This is a genomic window from Pseudomonas sp. 05L36 (genome assembly GCF_056398125.1).
Genome location: NZ_JBFTOU010000006.1, coordinates 25,435 through 42,405 on the forward strand (window position 1 = coordinate 25,435; position 16,971 = coordinate 42,405).

Annotated in this window: 16 protein-coding genes and 2 pseudogenes; 7 read left to right on the forward strand and 11 right to left on the reverse strand. The window is 59.0% G+C overall.

Features of this window, described 5'->3' with window-relative positions:
• Nucleotides 1-215: 215 nt before the first annotated feature.
• Nucleotides 216-1,250 (forward strand): AraC family transcriptional regulator, encoded by a 1,035-nt coding sequence (locus tag AC1DKH_RS08530; protein WP_477756064.1) that lies wholly within the window; start codon nucleotides 216-218, stop codon nucleotides 1,248-1,250.
• 400 nt (nucleotides 1,251-1,650) lie between these two features.
• Here the strand turns inward: AC1DKH_RS08530 and AC1DKH_RS08535 are convergent.
• The 9 genes and pseudogenes from AC1DKH_RS08535 to AC1DKH_RS08575 form a co-directional block, all read right to left on the reverse strand.
• Nucleotides 1,651-1,773, reverse strand: a pseudogene (locus tag AC1DKH_RS08535) (putative sulfate exporter family transporter); the annotation flags it as partial.
• A gap of 137 nt (nucleotides 1,774-1,910) precedes the next feature.
• Nucleotides 1,911-2,033: pseudogene (locus AC1DKH_RS08540) on the reverse strand (putative sulfate exporter family transporter); the annotation flags it as partial.
• A 75-nt stretch (nucleotides 2,034-2,108) separates the two neighbouring features.
• On the reverse strand, nucleotides 2,109-3,119 hold the full coding sequence (locus tag AC1DKH_RS08545; RefSeq protein WP_477797943.1) for a YeiH family protein: 1,011 nt from the start codon (nucleotides 3,117-3,119) through the stop codon (nucleotides 2,109-2,111).
• The gene (locus AC1DKH_RS08550; RefSeq protein WP_477797944.1) at nucleotides 3,116-3,442 is read right to left on the reverse strand and encodes a Rieske (2Fe-2S) protein; all 327 of its coding nucleotides are present in this window, start codon (nucleotides 3,440-3,442) and stop codon (nucleotides 3,116-3,118) included. The genes AC1DKH_RS08545 and AC1DKH_RS08550 overlap by 4 nt, the downstream gene beginning before the upstream one ends.
• The gene (locus tag AC1DKH_RS08555; RefSeq protein WP_477797945.1) at nucleotides 3,439-4,101 is read right to left on the reverse strand and encodes a DsbA family oxidoreductase; all 663 of its coding nucleotides are present in this window, start codon (nucleotides 4,099-4,101) and stop codon (nucleotides 3,439-3,441) included. Before AC1DKH_RS08555 ends, AC1DKH_RS08550 begins: the two co-directional genes overlap by 4 nt.
• Entirely contained in the window at nucleotides 4,098-5,429 is a 1,332-nt protein-coding gene (locus AC1DKH_RS08560; protein ID WP_477797946.1) for an MFS transporter, read from the reverse strand. The genes AC1DKH_RS08555 and AC1DKH_RS08560 overlap by 4 nt, the downstream gene beginning before the upstream one ends.
• Before the next feature lie 92 nt (nucleotides 5,430-5,521).
• The gene (locus AC1DKH_RS08565) at nucleotides 5,522-6,574 is read right to left on the reverse strand and encodes a beta-keto acid cleavage family enzyme (protein ID WP_477753533.1); all 1,053 of its coding nucleotides are present in this window, start codon (nucleotides 6,572-6,574) and stop codon (nucleotides 5,522-5,524) included.
• 103 nt (nucleotides 6,575-6,677) lie between these two features.
• Nucleotides 6,678-7,526 (reverse strand): TauD/TfdA dioxygenase family protein, encoded by an 849-nt coding sequence (locus AC1DKH_RS08570; protein WP_477797947.1) that lies wholly within the window; start codon nucleotides 7,524-7,526, stop codon nucleotides 6,678-6,680.
• A gap of 13 nt (nucleotides 7,527-7,539) precedes the next feature.
• Nucleotides 7,540-8,520 (reverse strand): quinone oxidoreductase family protein, encoded by a 981-nt coding sequence (locus AC1DKH_RS08575; RefSeq protein ID WP_477797948.1) that lies wholly within the window; start codon nucleotides 8,518-8,520, stop codon nucleotides 7,540-7,542.
• Between the two features lie 205 nt (nucleotides 8,521-8,725).
• Between AC1DKH_RS08575 and AC1DKH_RS08580 the strand changes: the two genes are divergently transcribed.
• Nucleotides 8,726-10,645, forward strand: a complete 1,920-nt coding sequence (locus tag AC1DKH_RS08580; protein ID WP_477797949.1) for an alkaline phosphatase D family protein — start codon at nucleotides 8,726-8,728, stop codon at nucleotides 10,643-10,645.
• A gap of 119 nt (nucleotides 10,646-10,764) precedes the next feature.
• On the opposite strand, the gene srmL is transcribed toward AC1DKH_RS08580, so the two are convergent.
• The gene (gene srmL / locus AC1DKH_RS08585; RefSeq protein ID WP_477798047.1) at nucleotides 10,765-11,913 is read right to left on the reverse strand and encodes a PheS-related mystery ligase SrmL; all 1,149 of its coding nucleotides are present in this window, start codon (nucleotides 11,911-11,913) and stop codon (nucleotides 10,765-10,767) included.
• A 466-nt stretch (nucleotides 11,914-12,379) separates the two neighbouring features.
• Between srmL and AC1DKH_RS08590 the strand changes: the two genes are divergently transcribed.
• The 4 genes from AC1DKH_RS08590 (at nucleotide 12,380) to AC1DKH_RS08605 (ending at nucleotide 14,762) form a co-directional block, all read left to right on the forward strand.
• Nucleotides 12,380-13,363, forward strand: coding sequence for a CgnE/CgnB domain-containing protein (locus AC1DKH_RS08590; RefSeq protein WP_477797950.1), 984 nt, complete (start codon nucleotides 12,380-12,382; stop codon nucleotides 13,361-13,363).
• A gap of 195 nt (nucleotides 13,364-13,558) precedes the next feature.
• Nucleotides 13,559-14,050, forward strand: a complete 492-nt coding sequence (locus tag AC1DKH_RS08595; protein WP_477797951.1) for a P-loop NTPase family protein — start codon at nucleotides 13,559-13,561, stop codon at nucleotides 14,048-14,050.
• Nucleotides 14,051-14,256: 206 nt separating this feature from the next.
• Nucleotides 14,257-14,511 carry a type II toxin-antitoxin system prevent-host-death family antitoxin gene (locus AC1DKH_RS08600; RefSeq protein ID WP_218429407.1) on the forward strand — a complete coding sequence of 85 codons (255 nt, stop codon included), beginning with the start codon at nucleotides 14,257-14,259 and terminating at the stop codon, nucleotides 14,509-14,511.
• Nucleotides 14,508-14,762 (forward strand): Txe/YoeB family addiction module toxin, encoded by a 255-nt coding sequence (locus AC1DKH_RS08605; RefSeq protein WP_015093589.1) that lies wholly within the window; start codon nucleotides 14,508-14,510, stop codon nucleotides 14,760-14,762. Before AC1DKH_RS08600 ends, AC1DKH_RS08605 begins: the two co-directional genes overlap by 4 nt.
• A gap of 8 nt (nucleotides 14,763-14,770) precedes the next feature.
• On the opposite strand, the gene AC1DKH_RS08610 is transcribed toward AC1DKH_RS08605, so the two are convergent.
• Nucleotides 14,771-15,946, reverse strand: a complete 1,176-nt coding sequence (locus AC1DKH_RS08610; RefSeq protein WP_477797952.1) for an acetylornithine/succinylornithine family transaminase — start codon at nucleotides 15,944-15,946, stop codon at nucleotides 14,771-14,773.
• Nucleotides 15,947-16,048: 102 nt separating this feature from the next.
• Here AC1DKH_RS08610 and AC1DKH_RS08615 point away from each other — a divergent pair, with 102 nt between their 5' ends.
• Complete coding sequence (locus AC1DKH_RS08615) at nucleotides 16,049-16,954, forward strand: LysR family transcriptional regulator (RefSeq protein WP_477797953.1); 906 nt, start codon at nucleotides 16,049-16,051, stop codon at nucleotides 16,952-16,954.
• Nucleotides 16,955-16,971 lie beyond the last annotated feature (17 nt).

A 16,971-nucleotide genomic window follows, 5' to 3' on the forward strand; every position in this document is an offset into this window, starting at 1 on the left:
AGCAGGACAGCGCGACCACTGGTCGAAAAATCCCCCAGGTTGGCGCAAGGTCACTGTAATCAACGGATGAGCGCTGATGGCTCCCTGCAGCGTAGAGGATGGGTGACCGGACAGCATGAAATCCATCAACGACATGACAACTGTTCAACTGTTGATGCGCTGGATATAGTCGCCACGCTCACGCCAATCGCCATAGGCCCAGGGAAGACTTTCGCATGACCAAGCTTGTTCGCGCCGCTGTCTTGACCAACTACCTGGAGGTCACCCAGTACCTGGGTTTCAACCCGCGCGACGTGCTGGCCGCTGTCGGCCTGAGCAGGGCCCAACTGCAAGCCCCTGAACACCGTATCCAGATCGATGCCGCCGTGCGGTTGCTGGAAGACTCGGCCGCTGCCAGCGGTTGCCAGACCTTCGGCCTGAGCATGGCCGAATCGCGCCAGCTCTCGGACTTCGGCGTGGTCAGCCTGCTGCTCAGCCACCAGCGCACCCTGCGCGATGCCTTGCAGGTCGTGGTGGATTACCGGCACCTGATGAATGACTCGCTGGCGATCTTCATTGAAGAGGCCGGCAAGATGGTGATCATTCGCGAAGAGGTGGTCACCGAAACGCCGATGCCCAGCCGCCAGGCCACAGAGCTGGCCATCGGTGTGATGTTCCGGCTGTGCTCGGCATTGCTCGGCTCACACTGGCACCCCTACAGCGTCAACTTCATGCACCAGCCACCGGACAACCTGCACCTGCATCGCCGCCTGTTCGGCTGCAACCTGGAGTTCGGCAGCGAGTTCAACGGCATCGTCTGCCCGGACGTCAGCCTCGACATGACCAACCCCAACGCCGACCCGGCCATGGCCCGCTACGCCCAGAGCTACCTCGATTCGCTGCAGAACCACGAAGGCGCCTCGATGCTGTTCGAGGTGCGCAAGGCCATCTACCTGCTGCTGCCCATGGGGCGCGCCACCATCGAACAGGTCGCCCAAAGCCAGGGCATGAACGTGCGCACCCTGCAACGCCGCCTCAAGGACGACGGCTGCGCCTTCAACGACGTGATCAACGACGTGCGCCGCGACCTGGTGCTGCGTTATTTGGACAACCCCAACTACTCGCTGAGTCGCATTGCCGACATGCTCGGCTACTCGATGGCGAGTTCGTTTACGCGGTGGTTTATCAGCCAGTTTGGTATGCCGCCGGCGACGTGGCGGGCGCAAAAACAAACCACCGCCAAACCCCTCGCTGGCCCTAAAGAACTCTGAATCGACAGCGCAAAAAAAAACGGCGACTGCTGGTACAGTCGCCGCGAAAGACCGGTGTTTGTGACACCGGTCGAGAACCCCACGGCATGAGGAGTCAACGCCGTGTGGTCCTGCCATAAAACGTATAGAGGGTGACGCGTTCAGAGCCCCCAGCACAGCAACAACAGCACCAGCACGACCAGGAACACCGTCTCCCCGACCATCAGCAGAATCGGCTTGATCCCGACCGCCGCCAGCTCCTTGAGCCAGGTCTTCATACCCAGAATGCGCGAAGTTGGAACACTATCCCTGTGGGAGCGAGCTTGCTCGCGATGGCGGTGTGTCAGCCGCCATGAGTGTTGAATGTGAAACCGCTATCGCGAGCAAGCTCGCTCCCACAGGTTTTGTATCAACCTGACGATTAGAAGCCCCAGCGCAGCAACAACAGCACCAGCACGACCAGGAACACCGTCTCCCCGACCATCAGCAGAATCGGCTTGATCCCGACCGCCGCCAGCTCCTTGAGCCGGGTCTTCATGCCCAGAATGCGCGAAGTTGGAACACTATCCCTGTGGGAGCGAGCTTGCTCGCGATGGCGGTGTGTCAGCCGCCATGAGTGTTGAATGTGAAACCGCTATCGCGAGCAAGCTCGCTCCCACAGGTTTTGTGTCTGGCTGAAGACTAGAGCCCCCAGCGCAGCAACAACAGCACCAGCACGACCAGGAACACCGTCTCCCCGACCATCAGCAGAATCGGCTTGATCCCGACCACCGCCAGCTCCTTGAGCCGGGTCTTCATGCCCAGAATGCGCGAAGTTGGAACACTATCCCTGTGGGAGCGAGCAAGCTCGCTCCCACAGGTTTTGTGTCTGGCTGAAGACTAGAGCCCCCAGCGCAGCAACAACAGCACCAGCACGACCAGGAACACCGTCTCCCCGACCATCAGCAGAATCGGCTTGATCCCGACCGCCGCCAGCTCCTTGAGCCGGGTCTTCATGCCCAGGGCACTGATGGAAATCACCAGGCACCAACGCGACAGTTCGTTGACCGATCCCTGCACCGCAGGCGCTATCCAGCCGGTGCTGTTGATGCAGGCCAGAATCAGAAAGCCGACCGCGAACCACGGCAACAGCGGCGGGCGCTTGCCGGTCGGGTCAGCGCCCTGCATGCGGGTGATCATCGCGGCGGTGACGATCACCGGCAGCAGCATGGCAACGCGCATCAGCTTGACCACCGTGGCCGTGTCGCCGGTCTCGGTCGACATGCTGTAGCCGGCGCCAACCACTTGGGCCACGTCGTGGATCGTGGCGCCGAGGAATACGCCCGCGACTTGCGGCGACAACTCCAGCCAGTTGGCGATCATCGGGTAGACGATCATCGCCAGAGTCGACAGCGCCGACACGCCGATGACGGTGAACAGTGTCGCCCGCTCTTTCTGTGGATGGTTTGGCAGCGCCGCCGCCAGCGCCAGTGCCGCCGAAGCGCCGCAGATGGCCGTGGCGCCGCCGGTGAGCATGCCGAACAGGCGCTGGAAACCCAGGGCCTTGGCCGCAACCACCGAAACACTGATGGTCACCACCACCAGAATCACCACCAGGGCTATCGGCTTCCAGCCCAGCGCCGCCATTTGCTCCAGGGTGATGCGCATGCCCAGCAGCGCCACGCCAATGCGCAACACCGTGCGCGCGGTGAACTCGATGCCGGCCTTGCACGGGCCGTCATCGGCGAGAAAGTTCAGGGCCATGCCCAGCAGCAAGGCAAACAGCATGACCGGCGCACCGTAGTGCTCGGACAGGAACGACGCGGCGGCCGCCACGATCAGACTGACGATAAACCCTGGTGCCAGTTCGCGCGTGCGACTGTGGATACGGGTGAGAGCAATGGCGCTCATGACGCGGACTCCTCGGATGCGATAACGATAAACGCCTGGCCGTCGATGCTCTCGACCGGGTATTTGGTGACTTTGACCTGGGTGGAATTGAGCATGTAGCCGCTGCGCAAATCGAAGCGCAGGCCATGGGCGCAGCATTGAATCACCCGGCCCTCAAGGCGCCCGCCACACAGCGAGGCGCCCTGATGCGGGCAGCTGTCGTCGATGGCAAACAGCTGCCCGTCGACGTTGAACAACGCCAGGCTTTTGTCTTCGAATTCGAACAGCGCCCGGCCACCGGCCTGTGGGTGTTTGCCGGCTGGTACGGGAATGCGCCGGGTCATGTCGGTTGCCGCTCGCGATCACTTTCTTTCAGTGCCTGGCTCATGGCTGCCAGCAATGTCTCGGCAGGCTGTGCGCCCACCACCGTCATGCGGCGGTCGAACTGAAAACCCGGTACGCCACTGCTCGCTCCGGAAAAGCCTTCAAATGGAGAGGCGTCGCCATTCAGGCAATCGGCCACGGCCCCCACTTCAATGCCGCAGGAGCGGGCAATGGCGAGCAAGATCTCACGGCAACCGAGATCTTCGCCCTTCTGGAAATATGCCGCGAACAGGCGCTCAAGCAAGACGTCACTCTGGACAGCATTGCCCAGCGCACCGACACGCTCGAACAAACGATGAGCGTCTGCGGTGTTGGGCATGGTCGCGATGCGGCTGAAATCGATAGCCAACCCGACTGCCGCCGCAGCCTGCCGGACCTGGGCCTGACGCATGGCCACTGCGTCCGCATCGCCCAGGCGCTTGCGATAGAAATCGGCGAAGGGTTCACCTTGTACCGGCAGCTGCGGCAGCAACTGCACCCCGTGCCACGTCGTGGTGATCTGCACATCCGGGTGGCGACTGCGAAACTGCACCTGCGCATGCTCCAGTTGGCGTTTGCCGATCAGGCACCAGGGGCAGATAAAATCGAAAAACACATCAATACGTAAACGACGACTCACAACTTCACCTCTATCCCGGCTGCACTGAAGGGCTCAGGCACGCTCTGACCCTCAAGCCGGGCGATATCTTTTTGGTAATGACACTTGGCATAGAAGAACACCGCTGCCGCCGCGAGGCTGACCAGTGGCACTAATTGGAAAGCGGCATGCAGGCCGATGAGGTCGGACACACGGCCAGTCAGGAACGGCCCCGGTGCCAGCCCCAGCAGGTTATTGGCCAGGGTCAGCGTGGCGAACGCCGTACCGTGGACGGAGTAATGGGTCAGGTTGGCAACCATCGCACCGGCGGGGCCGGTGGTGCCGGTGGCAATCGCCATGCCCAGACAGATCAGCGCCAGTTGCACAGGCCCTGCCGACAATGCGAACGCTGCCGACAGCAGCAGGCAACTGCCCAGGCAAAAACCAATGGCCAGGCTGACCTTGCGCTCCGGCGAGTTGCGACACAGGCGGTCGCTGAGCATGCCGCACAGGATCATCCCCGCGCCGCTGCACAACACGATGATCGCCGCCATGCCGCCAGCCTTGTCGGTGGGCATGTCGTAGTAGCGATTGAGGTAGCTGGGAATCCACACCATCACCGTACCGCCGACGAACAACTGCAAGCCGCTGGCGACGTAGGTCGCTACCACCGAACGGCTGGACCACAGCGTGCGCAGCGGACGCTTGACCGCGGCGGCCGTCTTGTTCGCAATCTGCGCGGCACGTTGTGGCGCAATGCGCGCCTCCTTGACGATGAGCGGGTAAAGCACCGCCAGAAACAGGCCAAACAGCGACATGCCGGCGAACGACCAGCGCCAGCCCAGCTTGGCGGCAATCGCACCGCCCAAAGCCATGCCCAACACCGAGCCGAACATGCCGCCAGCCATGAAGGCGCTGGCCAGGGTGGCGCGCATGTGTTTGGGGAACACCGAGATCACCACGGCGATGCCCACGCTGCCGTAGGCGGCTTCGCCGACGCCGACCATGAATCGCGCAATGAACATCTGCTGGTAGTCCTGAGCCAACGCGCAACCCAGGGTCGCCACGCTCCACAGAAAAGCCATCAGCGCCAGGCTCTTGACCCGGCCGAAACGGTCCGCCATCAACGACAGGGGAAACGTCAGCAGGCCGACCATCAGGGCAACGATGCCACTGAGCAGACCGAGCTGACCGTCGCTCAACGCCCACTCAGTCTTGAGCAGCGGGAATACCGCGTTCAGCACCTGACGCGACATGTAATCGGAAATCAACAGGCCGAACGTCAAGGCAAAGACGATCCAGGCATATTGGCGCGCAATGCCGACTCCGCCGGAGTCGTCATCGTCAGCGGCGATTGGGTGAAAGGCCATGCAGCCTCCTCAAGAGCTTTGTTTTATTTTTGTTATCAAGCGTGTAACGGTCAGGCGGACGAGAGGTCACGGCCTCTCGTCCCGACCCTCGGTCAGCCGCGTTGCGGCACGCCTTTCTGCCCAGCCTTGCGGTTGGGGGCCATGCCGTTGGCCAACAGGGTTTCTTCGATGGTTTCGTACTGCACGCCGATGCGGTAGATCTCGCGGGCTTCTTTGCCGGTGGCGATTTCACGGCCCAGTTCATGGGCAATGCGCACGGTTTGCCGGATCTGTGCAACCGAGCCGAAACGATCGCCCTTGTGATCAATGATAGTGTCTTCATTGCCCACACGCGGGTGCATGCCCATGGCCATCGACATGGTGTTGAACGGCATGACGTTCTTGAGCAGCGATTCGGAGGTCACAGTAGAACCGTCCGGCGCGCGGTGGAGGAAGTTGAAGAAGTTGAACGGATTCGGACCATCGAAACCGCCGCCGATGCCGATCCAGGTCAGGTTCAACGGACCTTTGTAGACGCCCCTGCGCACCAGACGCTCGAGGGTTTCCAGGGCGTGCATGCCGGTCAGCTGGAAGTGTGGCTGGATGCCGTTGTCCATCAGGCGCTTGAGGTGCTCGGCAACCCAGGCCGGGCCTGCCGGCACGGTCATTTCGCTGTAGGCCGCCTGGATCATCGGGTTGGCCAGGGAGGTGCCTTCCAGGTACTCCGGATACAGCAGCTCCATGATGTTCATTTGCGTGGTGTTGATCGCGACCGTGACCTGATCCGGTTTCGGCGTCAGCTCGGCCAGCATGTGGCGGGTGTCGTCGGACAGCCACTTGGCCGCTTCGCCATCGCTTTCCGGGGCGAAGGAGATCGAGCCGCCGACCTGGATGATCATGTCCGGCACGGCTTCACGCACACCGGCGATCAGCTCGTTGAACTTCGACAGACGCTTGGAACCCTTGCCGTCCAGTTCGCGCACATGCAGGTGCAGCACGGTGGCGCCGGCTTCATAGCAATCGACCGCTTTCTGGACTTGCTCATCCATGGTCAGCGGGATGTCTTCCGGGAAATCTTCCGGCATCCACTCCGGGCCGTACGGGGCCACGGTGATGACCACCTTTTCCATGTTTTCCGGGTGCAGGGAATCGTCGAAGAATTGCATGGTCTACTCCAGTTCTTATGATTGTCCCGTCCACCCGGGGTCGTGCCGGGCAGACGTGTTTACGAGTGCGAATGCAGCGAGTGCGAATGCAGATGGCGTTCGATCAGAACGTCTTGTCGCCGATGATCCCGGCGCGATCCATCTTGCGATGGCACGGCGGGTAATCCATGACGGCGTAATGCTGGGTACTGCGGTTGTCCCAGATGGCGATGCTGTTGGGCTTCCAGCGCCAGCGCACCTGATACTCGGGGATGTACGCCTGGCTGATCAGGTAGCGCAGCAACTCGCTTGCGCCGGGGTTGGCGTCCTGGCCGAAGCGCACCCGCTCAGGGGTGTGGTAGTTGCTGATGTGGGTGGTGAAGGCGTTGACGAACAGCACCTTCTCGCCGGTTTCCGGGTGTGTGCGCACCACCGGATGCTCGGCATCCGGAAACCTCTCCCTGAGTGCCAGGCGTTTTTCGATCGGCATGGCCGCACCAAAACTGGCTTCGATGCTGTGGCGCGCACGCAGGTCGGCAATCTTCACCTTCACGTCTTCGGGCAAACGCGCGTAAGCCTCGACCATGTTGGCCCACATCGTGTCGCCGCCCACCGGCGGGCACTCCACGCAACGCAGCACGCAGCCCATCGGCGGCGCCTCGCGCCAGGTGGCGTCGCTGTGCCAGGAGTTTTCGTAGCGGTCCGCCGGCTGGTCCGGACGCTTGTAGATTTGTACCAGGCCGGGATGCTCCGGATCGCTGCCCGCCACCGGGTGATCTTCCAGTTCGCCGAAGCGACGGGCGAAGGCCACATGCTCGGCGCGGGTGATGTCCTGATCACGCAGGAACACCACGCGGTGCTTGAGTAACTGGGCACGGATCTCGGCAAACAGGCCGTCGTCATGGACTGCGTCGGCCAGGTTGACGCCGATCAGTTCGGCGCCGATGGAGCAGGTCAATTGTTCGACTTTCATGGCTGGCCGCTCCTTAAACGACGAAAATCGAAGAGCCGGTAGTCTTGCGCGATTCAAGGTCGCGATGAGCCTGCACGGCGTCCTGCAACGCGTAGTGCTGGTTGATCTCGATCTTGATCCGGCCGCTGCCGACATGGTCGAACAGTTCGCCAGCCAGGGCGGCTTTTTCCGCAGGGTCGCTGATGTAGTTGGCCAGGGCCGGACGGGTCAGGAACAGCGAGCCTTTCATCGCCAGCATCACCGGGTCGAACGCCGGGATCGGGCCGGACGCAGTACCCACGCAGACCATCAGGCCACGGGGTTTCAACGAATCCAGCGAACCCATGAAGGTGTTCTTGCCGACGCTGTCGAACACCACGTTGACGCCCACGCCGTCGGTCAATTCGCGAACGCGAGCGGCGACGTCTTCATGGCTGTAATTGATCGTATGGTCGCAACCGTGAGCCCGGGCGATTTCCGCCTTTTGCTCGGTCGACACCGTGCCGATCACGTTCAAGCCCAGCAGTTTGGCCCACTGCGAAACGATCAGACCGACACCGCCGGCGGCGGCGTGCAGCAGAATGCTGTCGCCAACCTTGAAGTCGTAGATGCGGCGCATCAGGTACGAGGACGTCAGGCCACGCATGGTCATCGCGGCGGCGGTCTCGAAGCTGATGGTTTCCGGCAGCTTGATCAGCGGCGCGGCCGGGATCAGGCGCTCGGTGCTGTAGGCGCCGAGGGTGTTGAGAAAACCGGTGTAGGTGACGCGATCACCGACCTCGACATTGGTGACCCCTTCACCAACCGCCTGGACTACGCCAGAGGCCTCGACGCCCATGCCGTTGGGCAGTGGAATCGCATAGGTACCGTTACGGAAATAGGTGTCGGCATAGTTCAGGCCAACTGCCACATGACGAAGCCGAACCTGGCCGGGACCGGGTTCGCCGACTTCGACGTCCTCATAACGCAGGACTTCGGGACCACCGGTTTCGTAGAAGCGTACGGCTTTAGCCATTTTTCTTATTCTCCAATCTGCAATATGGGCGTGTTGCATCGAATTGCGTTGATTGGACTGTAGGTCGAGGCCTGTCGGGACGCTTCTCATCAGACGACAATGGCTTTTCATTTGGTGACAGGCAGAAACGGGATCGTCCCAGACGGCCCCGCCGCCACCTGCGCTATCATCGCCCGCCTCGATACCCCAAGAGTCTTGAACCTGGATGTCTGACACCCTGCCACTGCTCGACGATTACCAAGCCTTGCCCCCGGTCCTGGCCGGCCCGCTGTTGCGGCGCCTGGAGCCCACGCGACTGGTGCTGTGGCTGGTGGGTTCCCGGGCGCTGGCGCTGACCTTGCGCTTGCAGGGCGTCGGCGATATCCGTCTGGATGCCGGGCAATGCGCGGTGATTGCAGTGGGGGCTCATGCCTATGTGCACTTGATCGATGTGCAGCTCGATTGCGCCCTGCCCTGGGACGAGTCGATCGACTATGACCTGCTGATCGATGGCACAGAGAAAGGCATCGCCGACTGGGCGCCGCATTTGCTGTACGGCGATGCCCGATGCCCGAACTTCGTCCTGCGCGCACGGGTCGACCAGTTGCTGCACGGCTCTTGCCGCAAGCCTCATCACCCGGCCGTTGACGGTTTGCTCTGCGTCGACCGGTTGCTGGCGCAAAAGCACGACGCCAAGGACCGCCCGGCACTGCTGATGATGACGGGCGATCAGGTCTACGCCGACGATGTGGCGGGGCCGATGTTGCGGGCGATTCACGCCTTGATCGAGCGTCTGGGCCTGTTCGGGGAACAGCTCGAAGGCGCCGTGGTCAGCGACAGCGCCAGGCTCTACGAGCATCCAGCCAGTTACTACCACCGTGCCGATCTGCTACCGGCGCTGCAAAGCAATGAAACCCTGCGCGAGCGTTTTTTCGGCGGTGCGCGCAAGCCGATTTTCACCAGCAGCAGTGCCGACAATCACTTGGTGACCTTCGCCGAAGTCATGGCCATGTATTTGCTGGTCTGGTCGCCAACGCCCTGGACCTTGATCGCGCCCCAGGCACCGACACTGACGCCAGAAAGGCTCAAGCGCTACGCCCTTGAACAGACGCGCATCGATGCCTTCAAGGCAGGCCTTGGCAACGTCGCACGGGCCATGGCGCATCTGCCGACGCTGATGATTTTCGATGACCACGACATCACCGATGACTGGAACCTTTCCGCGCAATGGGAGGAAACGGCCTACGGCCATCCGTTCTCCCGGCGCATCATCGGCAACGCGCTGCTGGCGTACATGTTGTGCCAGGGCTGGGGCAACAATCCGGATGCGTTCGGTGCCCTGCTGGAAAAGGCCGGCGCGTTGAGCGCCAGCACACACGATCACCTCGACAGCACCGTTCAGGATGACTTGATCGATGATCTGCTGAAGTTTCAACACTGGCATTACGTGCTGCCCACCACCCCGGCCGTGGTGGTGATCGACACCCGCACCCGACGCTGGCGCAGCGAGATGAACCTCAAGCAGCCTTCCGGTTTGCTCGACTGGGAAGCCCTGAGCGAACTGCAACAGGAACTGCTGGACCACCCGAGTGCAATCATCGTTTCGCCGGCGCCGATCTTCGGCGTCAAACTGATTGAAACCGTGCAGCGGGTATTCAGCTGGTGCGGTTATCCACTGCTGGTGGACGCGGAAAACTGGATGGCCCATCGCGGTGCGGCGCAGGTGATCCTGAACATTTTCCGCCACTCGCGCACACCGGGTAACTACGTGGTGCTGTCGGGGGATGTGCACTATTCCTTCGTCTACGAAGTGCTGATCCGCCATCGCAAGGCCGGGCCGCGCATCTGGCAGATCACCAGCAGCGGCATCAAGAACGAATTCCCCGCCACCCTGCTCGAGTGGTTCGACCGCCTCAATCGTTGGCTGTACTCACCACGCTCGCCGCTGAACTGGCTGACCAAACGGCGACGCATGCGCATCGTGCCGCATGTTCCTGTGCATGCTGAAGCGGGTGAGCGGCTTTGGAACTCGGCGGGGATCGGGCAGGTGTTCTTTAATGACCTGGGGCAGCCGCAGACCATCTATCAGCACAACTCGAACGGCTCGCCGAAGACCCGGATGATTGCGCCGGAAGGAGATGATTGAGGTAAAGAAGACACCACAAAAAACTGTGGGAGCGACGGTGCGGCGAGCAGGCTCGCACACACTGGATTTCTGGCATGTACTCTTTCCAGATCCTGTGGGCCTGCTCGCGAAGAGGCCAGTTAAATATTGGGGGAATCCATCCTGTAACCCGCCCCCGGTGCACCTTCATGGAGTGCCACCTGAATTTTCGAATACAAGGCATTCGCCTCAGCAGTGGTGATTGATCGCGAACAATCACGCAGTACAACACGTAGTAGCACATTCTCCTGCCCCGGCAGCAATCCGAGGCGATCAATGGCCTGCAGAGGCAGTTCTGTGAACGTCCAGCGCCCTTTGATCTGCATTTCCTCGATCCAATCTGAACAATCGCCAGCTGCCTGCAACATCCTTTCAGTCAACACTTCCTCGCTCAGCCCCGGCGTTACCGCTAACGAAATATCACGAGTAATCGAAGGCAACCGAGAGACAGCGCTCCACGGATTCAGATCATGCATCTGTGCCTGTACTCGTTCGTTCTGATCACGCAGCAAACGAATATCCGGAATGCCTTTGCGCAGCATGGTCAAGCGATCCAATCCCATTCCCAGCGCCAGTCCTCCATGACGCAAAGGATCGATCTTCAGTCGCTCCAATAATGATTTGGCAATTCGACCGCACTCCAGAACCTCTACAGGGACGCCGTCATTCAACAGATTTACTTCGATCCCGCCCTCAGTGTAGTGATGCGGACTATCACTGTAGATCCAAGGCATATCAGGCACGGCGGATTTGAGGATATCGCCGACCAGGCAAAGCAAATGCTCATGCGTCGACAATTCAGGATCACCGAGCACCCAGATATCCATCTGATGCGGCTGCGCACAATGCCAACGATCCCGGCTATCGCGACGAAAAGTGATACCAGGCGCGGCCAATAATATTGACTGCCCCGGTTGTCGTAGCTTGGCCGCTCGCTGAAGCGCAGACGGAATTTGGCTAGTGGTTTGCGTCCGTAACAGAGACCACTCGTCAACCCATCGTGTGTGTGCACTTCCAAGCGTAATCTCAGATGGGTCATAACCAAGCAATCCGTAGTTTTCTTCAGCGGAGACAATTCTCGGCCCCGTCTGCACTTGCGCTTGTGGCCAGCCTTTATCCGTTAACCCTTGAAGGACCTCCTTGAGTAATAATCGAATGGCGTGATCGGGTGCAGCGGGTTCTGTTAGATCAGCCAGTAACAAGGCTTGGTGTACGGACGTCTCTGTCAGATATTTCTTTGATTCCTGCACTACACAACCCCTTATTAACAATTGAATGTAGGCTCCCCGTAAAAAGAACCCCATAGACCAACTTAACGATTTAAGATCGTCCATCACAACCAAATTCGGTGAAAAACTAAATTTTCAGAAGAGGACTACAGCTACTACTTACACAAATAACCAAGAGCTTCTTATAAGACACCTCACGAGCATCATTAATTCTAAAAAAACCTCAAGAAACCTATTTAATACATCAAAAAAATCTGTATTAATTATTTCGCCCCCTCAAGACCAATAGGGAGCACAAAACCAACAAAACGAAAAAGGATAATCAAATGAAAAAGAAAAACGTCGTTAAAGAAAAGCTCACCCGCATAACTTCCGGCCCGGAAAATTTTGGCTGGGCGCCGTTAGCTTGGGCTCATACTGAAGAGTAAACGATGAAAATGGGCGTCAAGATCACTCTTGCCGCCCTCCGACAAAAAAGGAGGTACCAATGTTATCCAGGACGATGATAAAAACGCTCTTTGGCCAAGAAGAGCCTTCTATAATTTCGGACTTTGAGGAGTTCCTCCAAGAGTGCTCTAAATTAGGATTCAAGACACTCAACATCTCTGACATCGACAGTCTCCCCAAAAACAGCATCATCTTTTCATTCACTAATGACGCAGCGAAAAAGACATTTGAAATTGCGAAAAACACCAAACACAAAAAAAGCATCTTTTGCGCAACACAAGTATTCGAGCCTACTTTAAAAGCAGCACTTTATAGTTTCAATCTATTATTGGTAAGCGACTTTCAACGAGCACTAAGCACACAAAGACGTGTACTGAACATGCTCAATTCACACAACTCATTTTTCTTGACTGAAAATGACGCTGACGCGCAAATAACGATAGCCCCTCACGCTCAGCCTTATGCTTTGATTACGGAGGATATAGAAAACGATTTCATTCATTCCGTGGCGGAGTTTTTTGAAGTTCATTATGCTCACATGAATCCACAAGATCCGAGTCCATTTTCCTTTCACGGAACCTTGAAAATAGCCGGAATACTTACAGTTCTTAGAAGATCCAACCCTGCTTTACCAGAAGGCTTAAATATTTCTTTAAAATGGTTGAGCGATCGCATATCTGAAGAAGGTGCACTATTGACCATTGAAGACAACACAATCACATCACTGAAGATAAATGGCAATGAACACATAAAACTATTGGATCTTGCAGCAGGGCCTAGAGGCCTCAAGCTGACTGAGTTTGCTATTGGAGTAAACGACACAATCGCAAATAGCATTAACTACAAAATCAACTCTCAATTAAACGAAGGGATTAATGGCGTTCATATAGCAATCGGGGACGGTTCTTCTGGTTATCACATAGATTTCCTGAGCCCGACAGTAAAGGTAAGCCCGACTCACAACAGAGCCAACCTGATCGCCCTTACTACAGCCTCCCACATCACGGCAATGTCTAAAACATGACACTATAAAAGGGCTTACAGAAATGATGAGCAGTGACGCACGGCAAGTTACCGATAGACCTCAAGGCGCGCAGGCCGGCGGATTCTGGTGTACCTGTAGGCTTGCCCGCGGTAAGACCAGCACATCCAACATCAATGCTGACTGAAGCACCGCTTTCGCGAGCAGGTTCGTACCCACAATTGATCGGAGTCGCTCATGGACCTCACCCGAACCCTGATCATCGGTAATTCCGGTTCCGGCAAAAGCTGGCTGGCGCAGCGGCTGGCCGAGCAACTGCGTGTGCCCTGGACCGATCTCGACTGGATTCACTGGCTGTCCGACGAACACAGCATCCCCCGCCCCCGCGCCGAAGCATTGACCATGGCGCGGATCGCGGCCGAACAAGAGCGCTGGGTGATCGAAGGCGTGTATGGCTGGATCGCCAGCGAAATCCTGCCACGGGCGACTGCGCTGATATGGCTGAGCGTCGGGGACGAGGATTGCGTGGCCAACATTCGACAACGCGAGGCCGGGCGCGATGAGCAGGACCTGTTGCTGATCGCCTTGCTGGAGTGGGCGGGCAGTTATCGCCTGCGGCTGGGGTCAAGTGGGTTTGCGGCGCATCAACGACTGTTCGAGGAGTTTTGCGGTGCGAAAATCCGTCTGCGGGATCGGAAGGAAATCGCGGCGCTGGTTCATCACTCGTAAATTTTCGCAGCTTCGGTCGGACAATCCTGATGGATGGCGTGTAGCTCAGAATGGGATTACATCAGTCACGGAAACGTCCTGAGGAACATTCGGCGATACTCGATACAAGCGTGGATGCACTTTCCACGTCACAACCGATCGTAGGTATCACCTTGCTAACATGTACTCATTTCTGTACGTTCTCTGCATCAAGCGAGGACAATCAGATGGAAACCATCAACTACACCAACGCTCGGGCACACCTGGCGCAAACCATGGACCGGGTGAATGAAGATCGCGCCCCGCTACTGGTAACCCGTCAGAAAGGCGAGCCGGTGGTGATGATGTCATTGGCCGAATACAACGCTCTCGAAGAGACAGCCTATCTGCTGCGCTCCCCAGCCAACGCTGAACGCCTGATCAAGTCCATCGCCAACCTGCGAGCGGGCAAAACCAAAACCAGGCAACTGATTGAAGAATGAATATCGAGTTCACTCCTGAAGCCTGGGACGATTATCTCTGGTTCCAGCAGAACGATAAGGCAGGGCTCAAACGTATCAACCTGTTGATCAAGGCTATCCAGCGTGAGCCTTTCGACGGACTGGGAAAACCCGAACCGCTCAAGCATAACTTGAGCGGATTCTGGTCACGCCGGATTACGGCCGAACATCGTCTGGTCTACGCCGTTGAAGACGGCGAAATACGCGTCGTGATGTGCAGATACCATTACTGAGCAGAACTTCATCCCTCTTTCACCACGCCCCTCACCCCCCTGACAATCATCTCCACCTCCCGCTCATCAATGGTCAGCGGCGGTAGCAGGCGAATGGTTTTGCCTCGCGTGACGTTGATCAGCAAGCCATGATCCCGGGCGGCGATCAGGCTCAGGTCGCGGATCGGTTGCTTGAGTTCGATGCCGATCATCAGGCCCTGGCCGCGGATTTGCGAGACGTTCGGGTTGCCCGCCAGTTCTGTACGCAATCTTTCGATCAGGCGTTCCCCCTGAAGCCGGGCGTTTTCCAGCAGCCCTTGTTCTTCAACGATATCCAGCACCGTGCAACCGACCCGGCAGGCCAGCGGATTACCGCCGAACGTACTGCCGTGGCTGCCCGGCGTGAAGAGTTCGGCCGCCTTGCCACGGGCCAGGCAGGCGCCGATGGGCACGCCGTTGCCCAGGCCTTTGGCCAGGGTCATGACGTCCGGGACGATGCCTTCGTGCTGGAACGCGAACCACTGGCCGGTGCGGCCGATGCCAGTCTGGATTTCATCGAGCATCAACAGCCATGAGCGCCGGCTGCACAGTTCGCGCACGGCCTTGAGATAGCCCGGTGGCGCCAGTTGCACGCCGCTTTCGCCCTGGATCGGCTCCATCAGGATCGCCACGATCCGCGAGCCAAAGGCCTGTTGCACCTTGTCCAGCGCGTCGAGGTCGCCGAACGGCACTTTGACGAAATCCCCCGGCAGCTTGTTGAAACCCAGGCGCACCGCCGGGCCATCGCTGGCCGACAAGGTGCCGAGGGTGCGGCCATGGAACGCGTTCTCCATGACTACCACCAGCGGCTGCTCGATGCCCTTGTGCCAGCCATGCAGCCGGGCGATTTTCAGTGCGGTTTCGTTGGCTTCGGCCCCGGAGTTGTTGAAGAACGCGCGGTCCATGCCCGCCAGCCGCGTCAGTTTCTGCGCCAGCCGTTGCTGCCAGTCGATGCTGTAGAGGTTCGAGGTGTGCAGCAGTAACCCAGCCTGTTCAACGATGGCGGCAACGATTTTCGGGTGGGAGTGGCCGACGTTGGTCACCGCCACACCGGCGACCGCATCCAGGTATTCGCGACCGGCCTGATCCCACAGGCGAGTGCCCAGGCCCTTGTTGAAACTCAAGGCCAAGGGTTGGTAAGTGCTCATCAGGCAGGCGGCGGTCATGACATCAAGCTCCAGCAAGGGTCGGTGTTTTTGCAGTATGGTTAGCCACCAGAGCTGGATAAACACTGTAAAACTTCAATCATTTAAAAGCCGAGCTTGATAATGGATCTGTTCCAGGCAATGACCGTCTACGTCAAAGTGGTAGAGACCGGCAGCATGACCGCCGCCGCCTTGCAGTGCGAAATGTCCACGACCATGGTCGGCAATCACCTCAAGGCCCTGGAGCAACGGCTGGGTGTGCGCCTGCTCAACCGCACGACACGGCGCCAGCGGCTGACTGAGTTCGGCGCCGCGTATTACCAGCGCTGCCTGGAAGTGCTGGGACTGGTGGCCGATTCCGAGCGACTGGCCGAGCAGACGCTGGACGAACCGAGCGGCATCTTGCGCATCACCGCACCCTTGACCTTCGGTACCGAGCGTTTGGCGCCGGCACTGAGCGAGTTCAGCCGGCAAAACCCGCGGGTGAAACTCGACGTGGTGCTGACCAACCGGCGCCCGGATCTGCTGGAAAACGGTCTGGATGTGGCGTTTCGCCTCGGCGCGCTGGAACCCTCCAGCCTGATCGCCCGCCCGCTGATCGACTACACCCTGACCATGTGCGCGTCACCGGAATATCTGGCCCGTCGGGGCACTCCGCAAACGCCTGAAGACCTGCGACACCACGACTGCCTGTCCTTTGCCTATCCGGCCGGCGATGACTGGCAATCTGTGCAAAAGGAATGGCGTCTGGCCGGTCCCGATGGCGAAGTCAGCGTGGGGGTCAGTGGGCCGATACTGATCAACAGTTCGGCCGGACTGCATCAGGCAGCGCGAACCGGCATGGGCATCGTGATGATGCCCGATGCCTTGGTCGAACAGGACCTCAAGGACGGAAAGCTGCTGGCCTTGATGCCCGACTACTGCCCGCCCAGTCGACCGATGCACCTGGTCTATGCCCAGGATCGCCACCGTTTGCCGAAACTGCGGCGTTTCGTCGAATTCGCCGTACAGAGGTGGGGCAAGCACTAGCCGGCCGAACAGGCCAT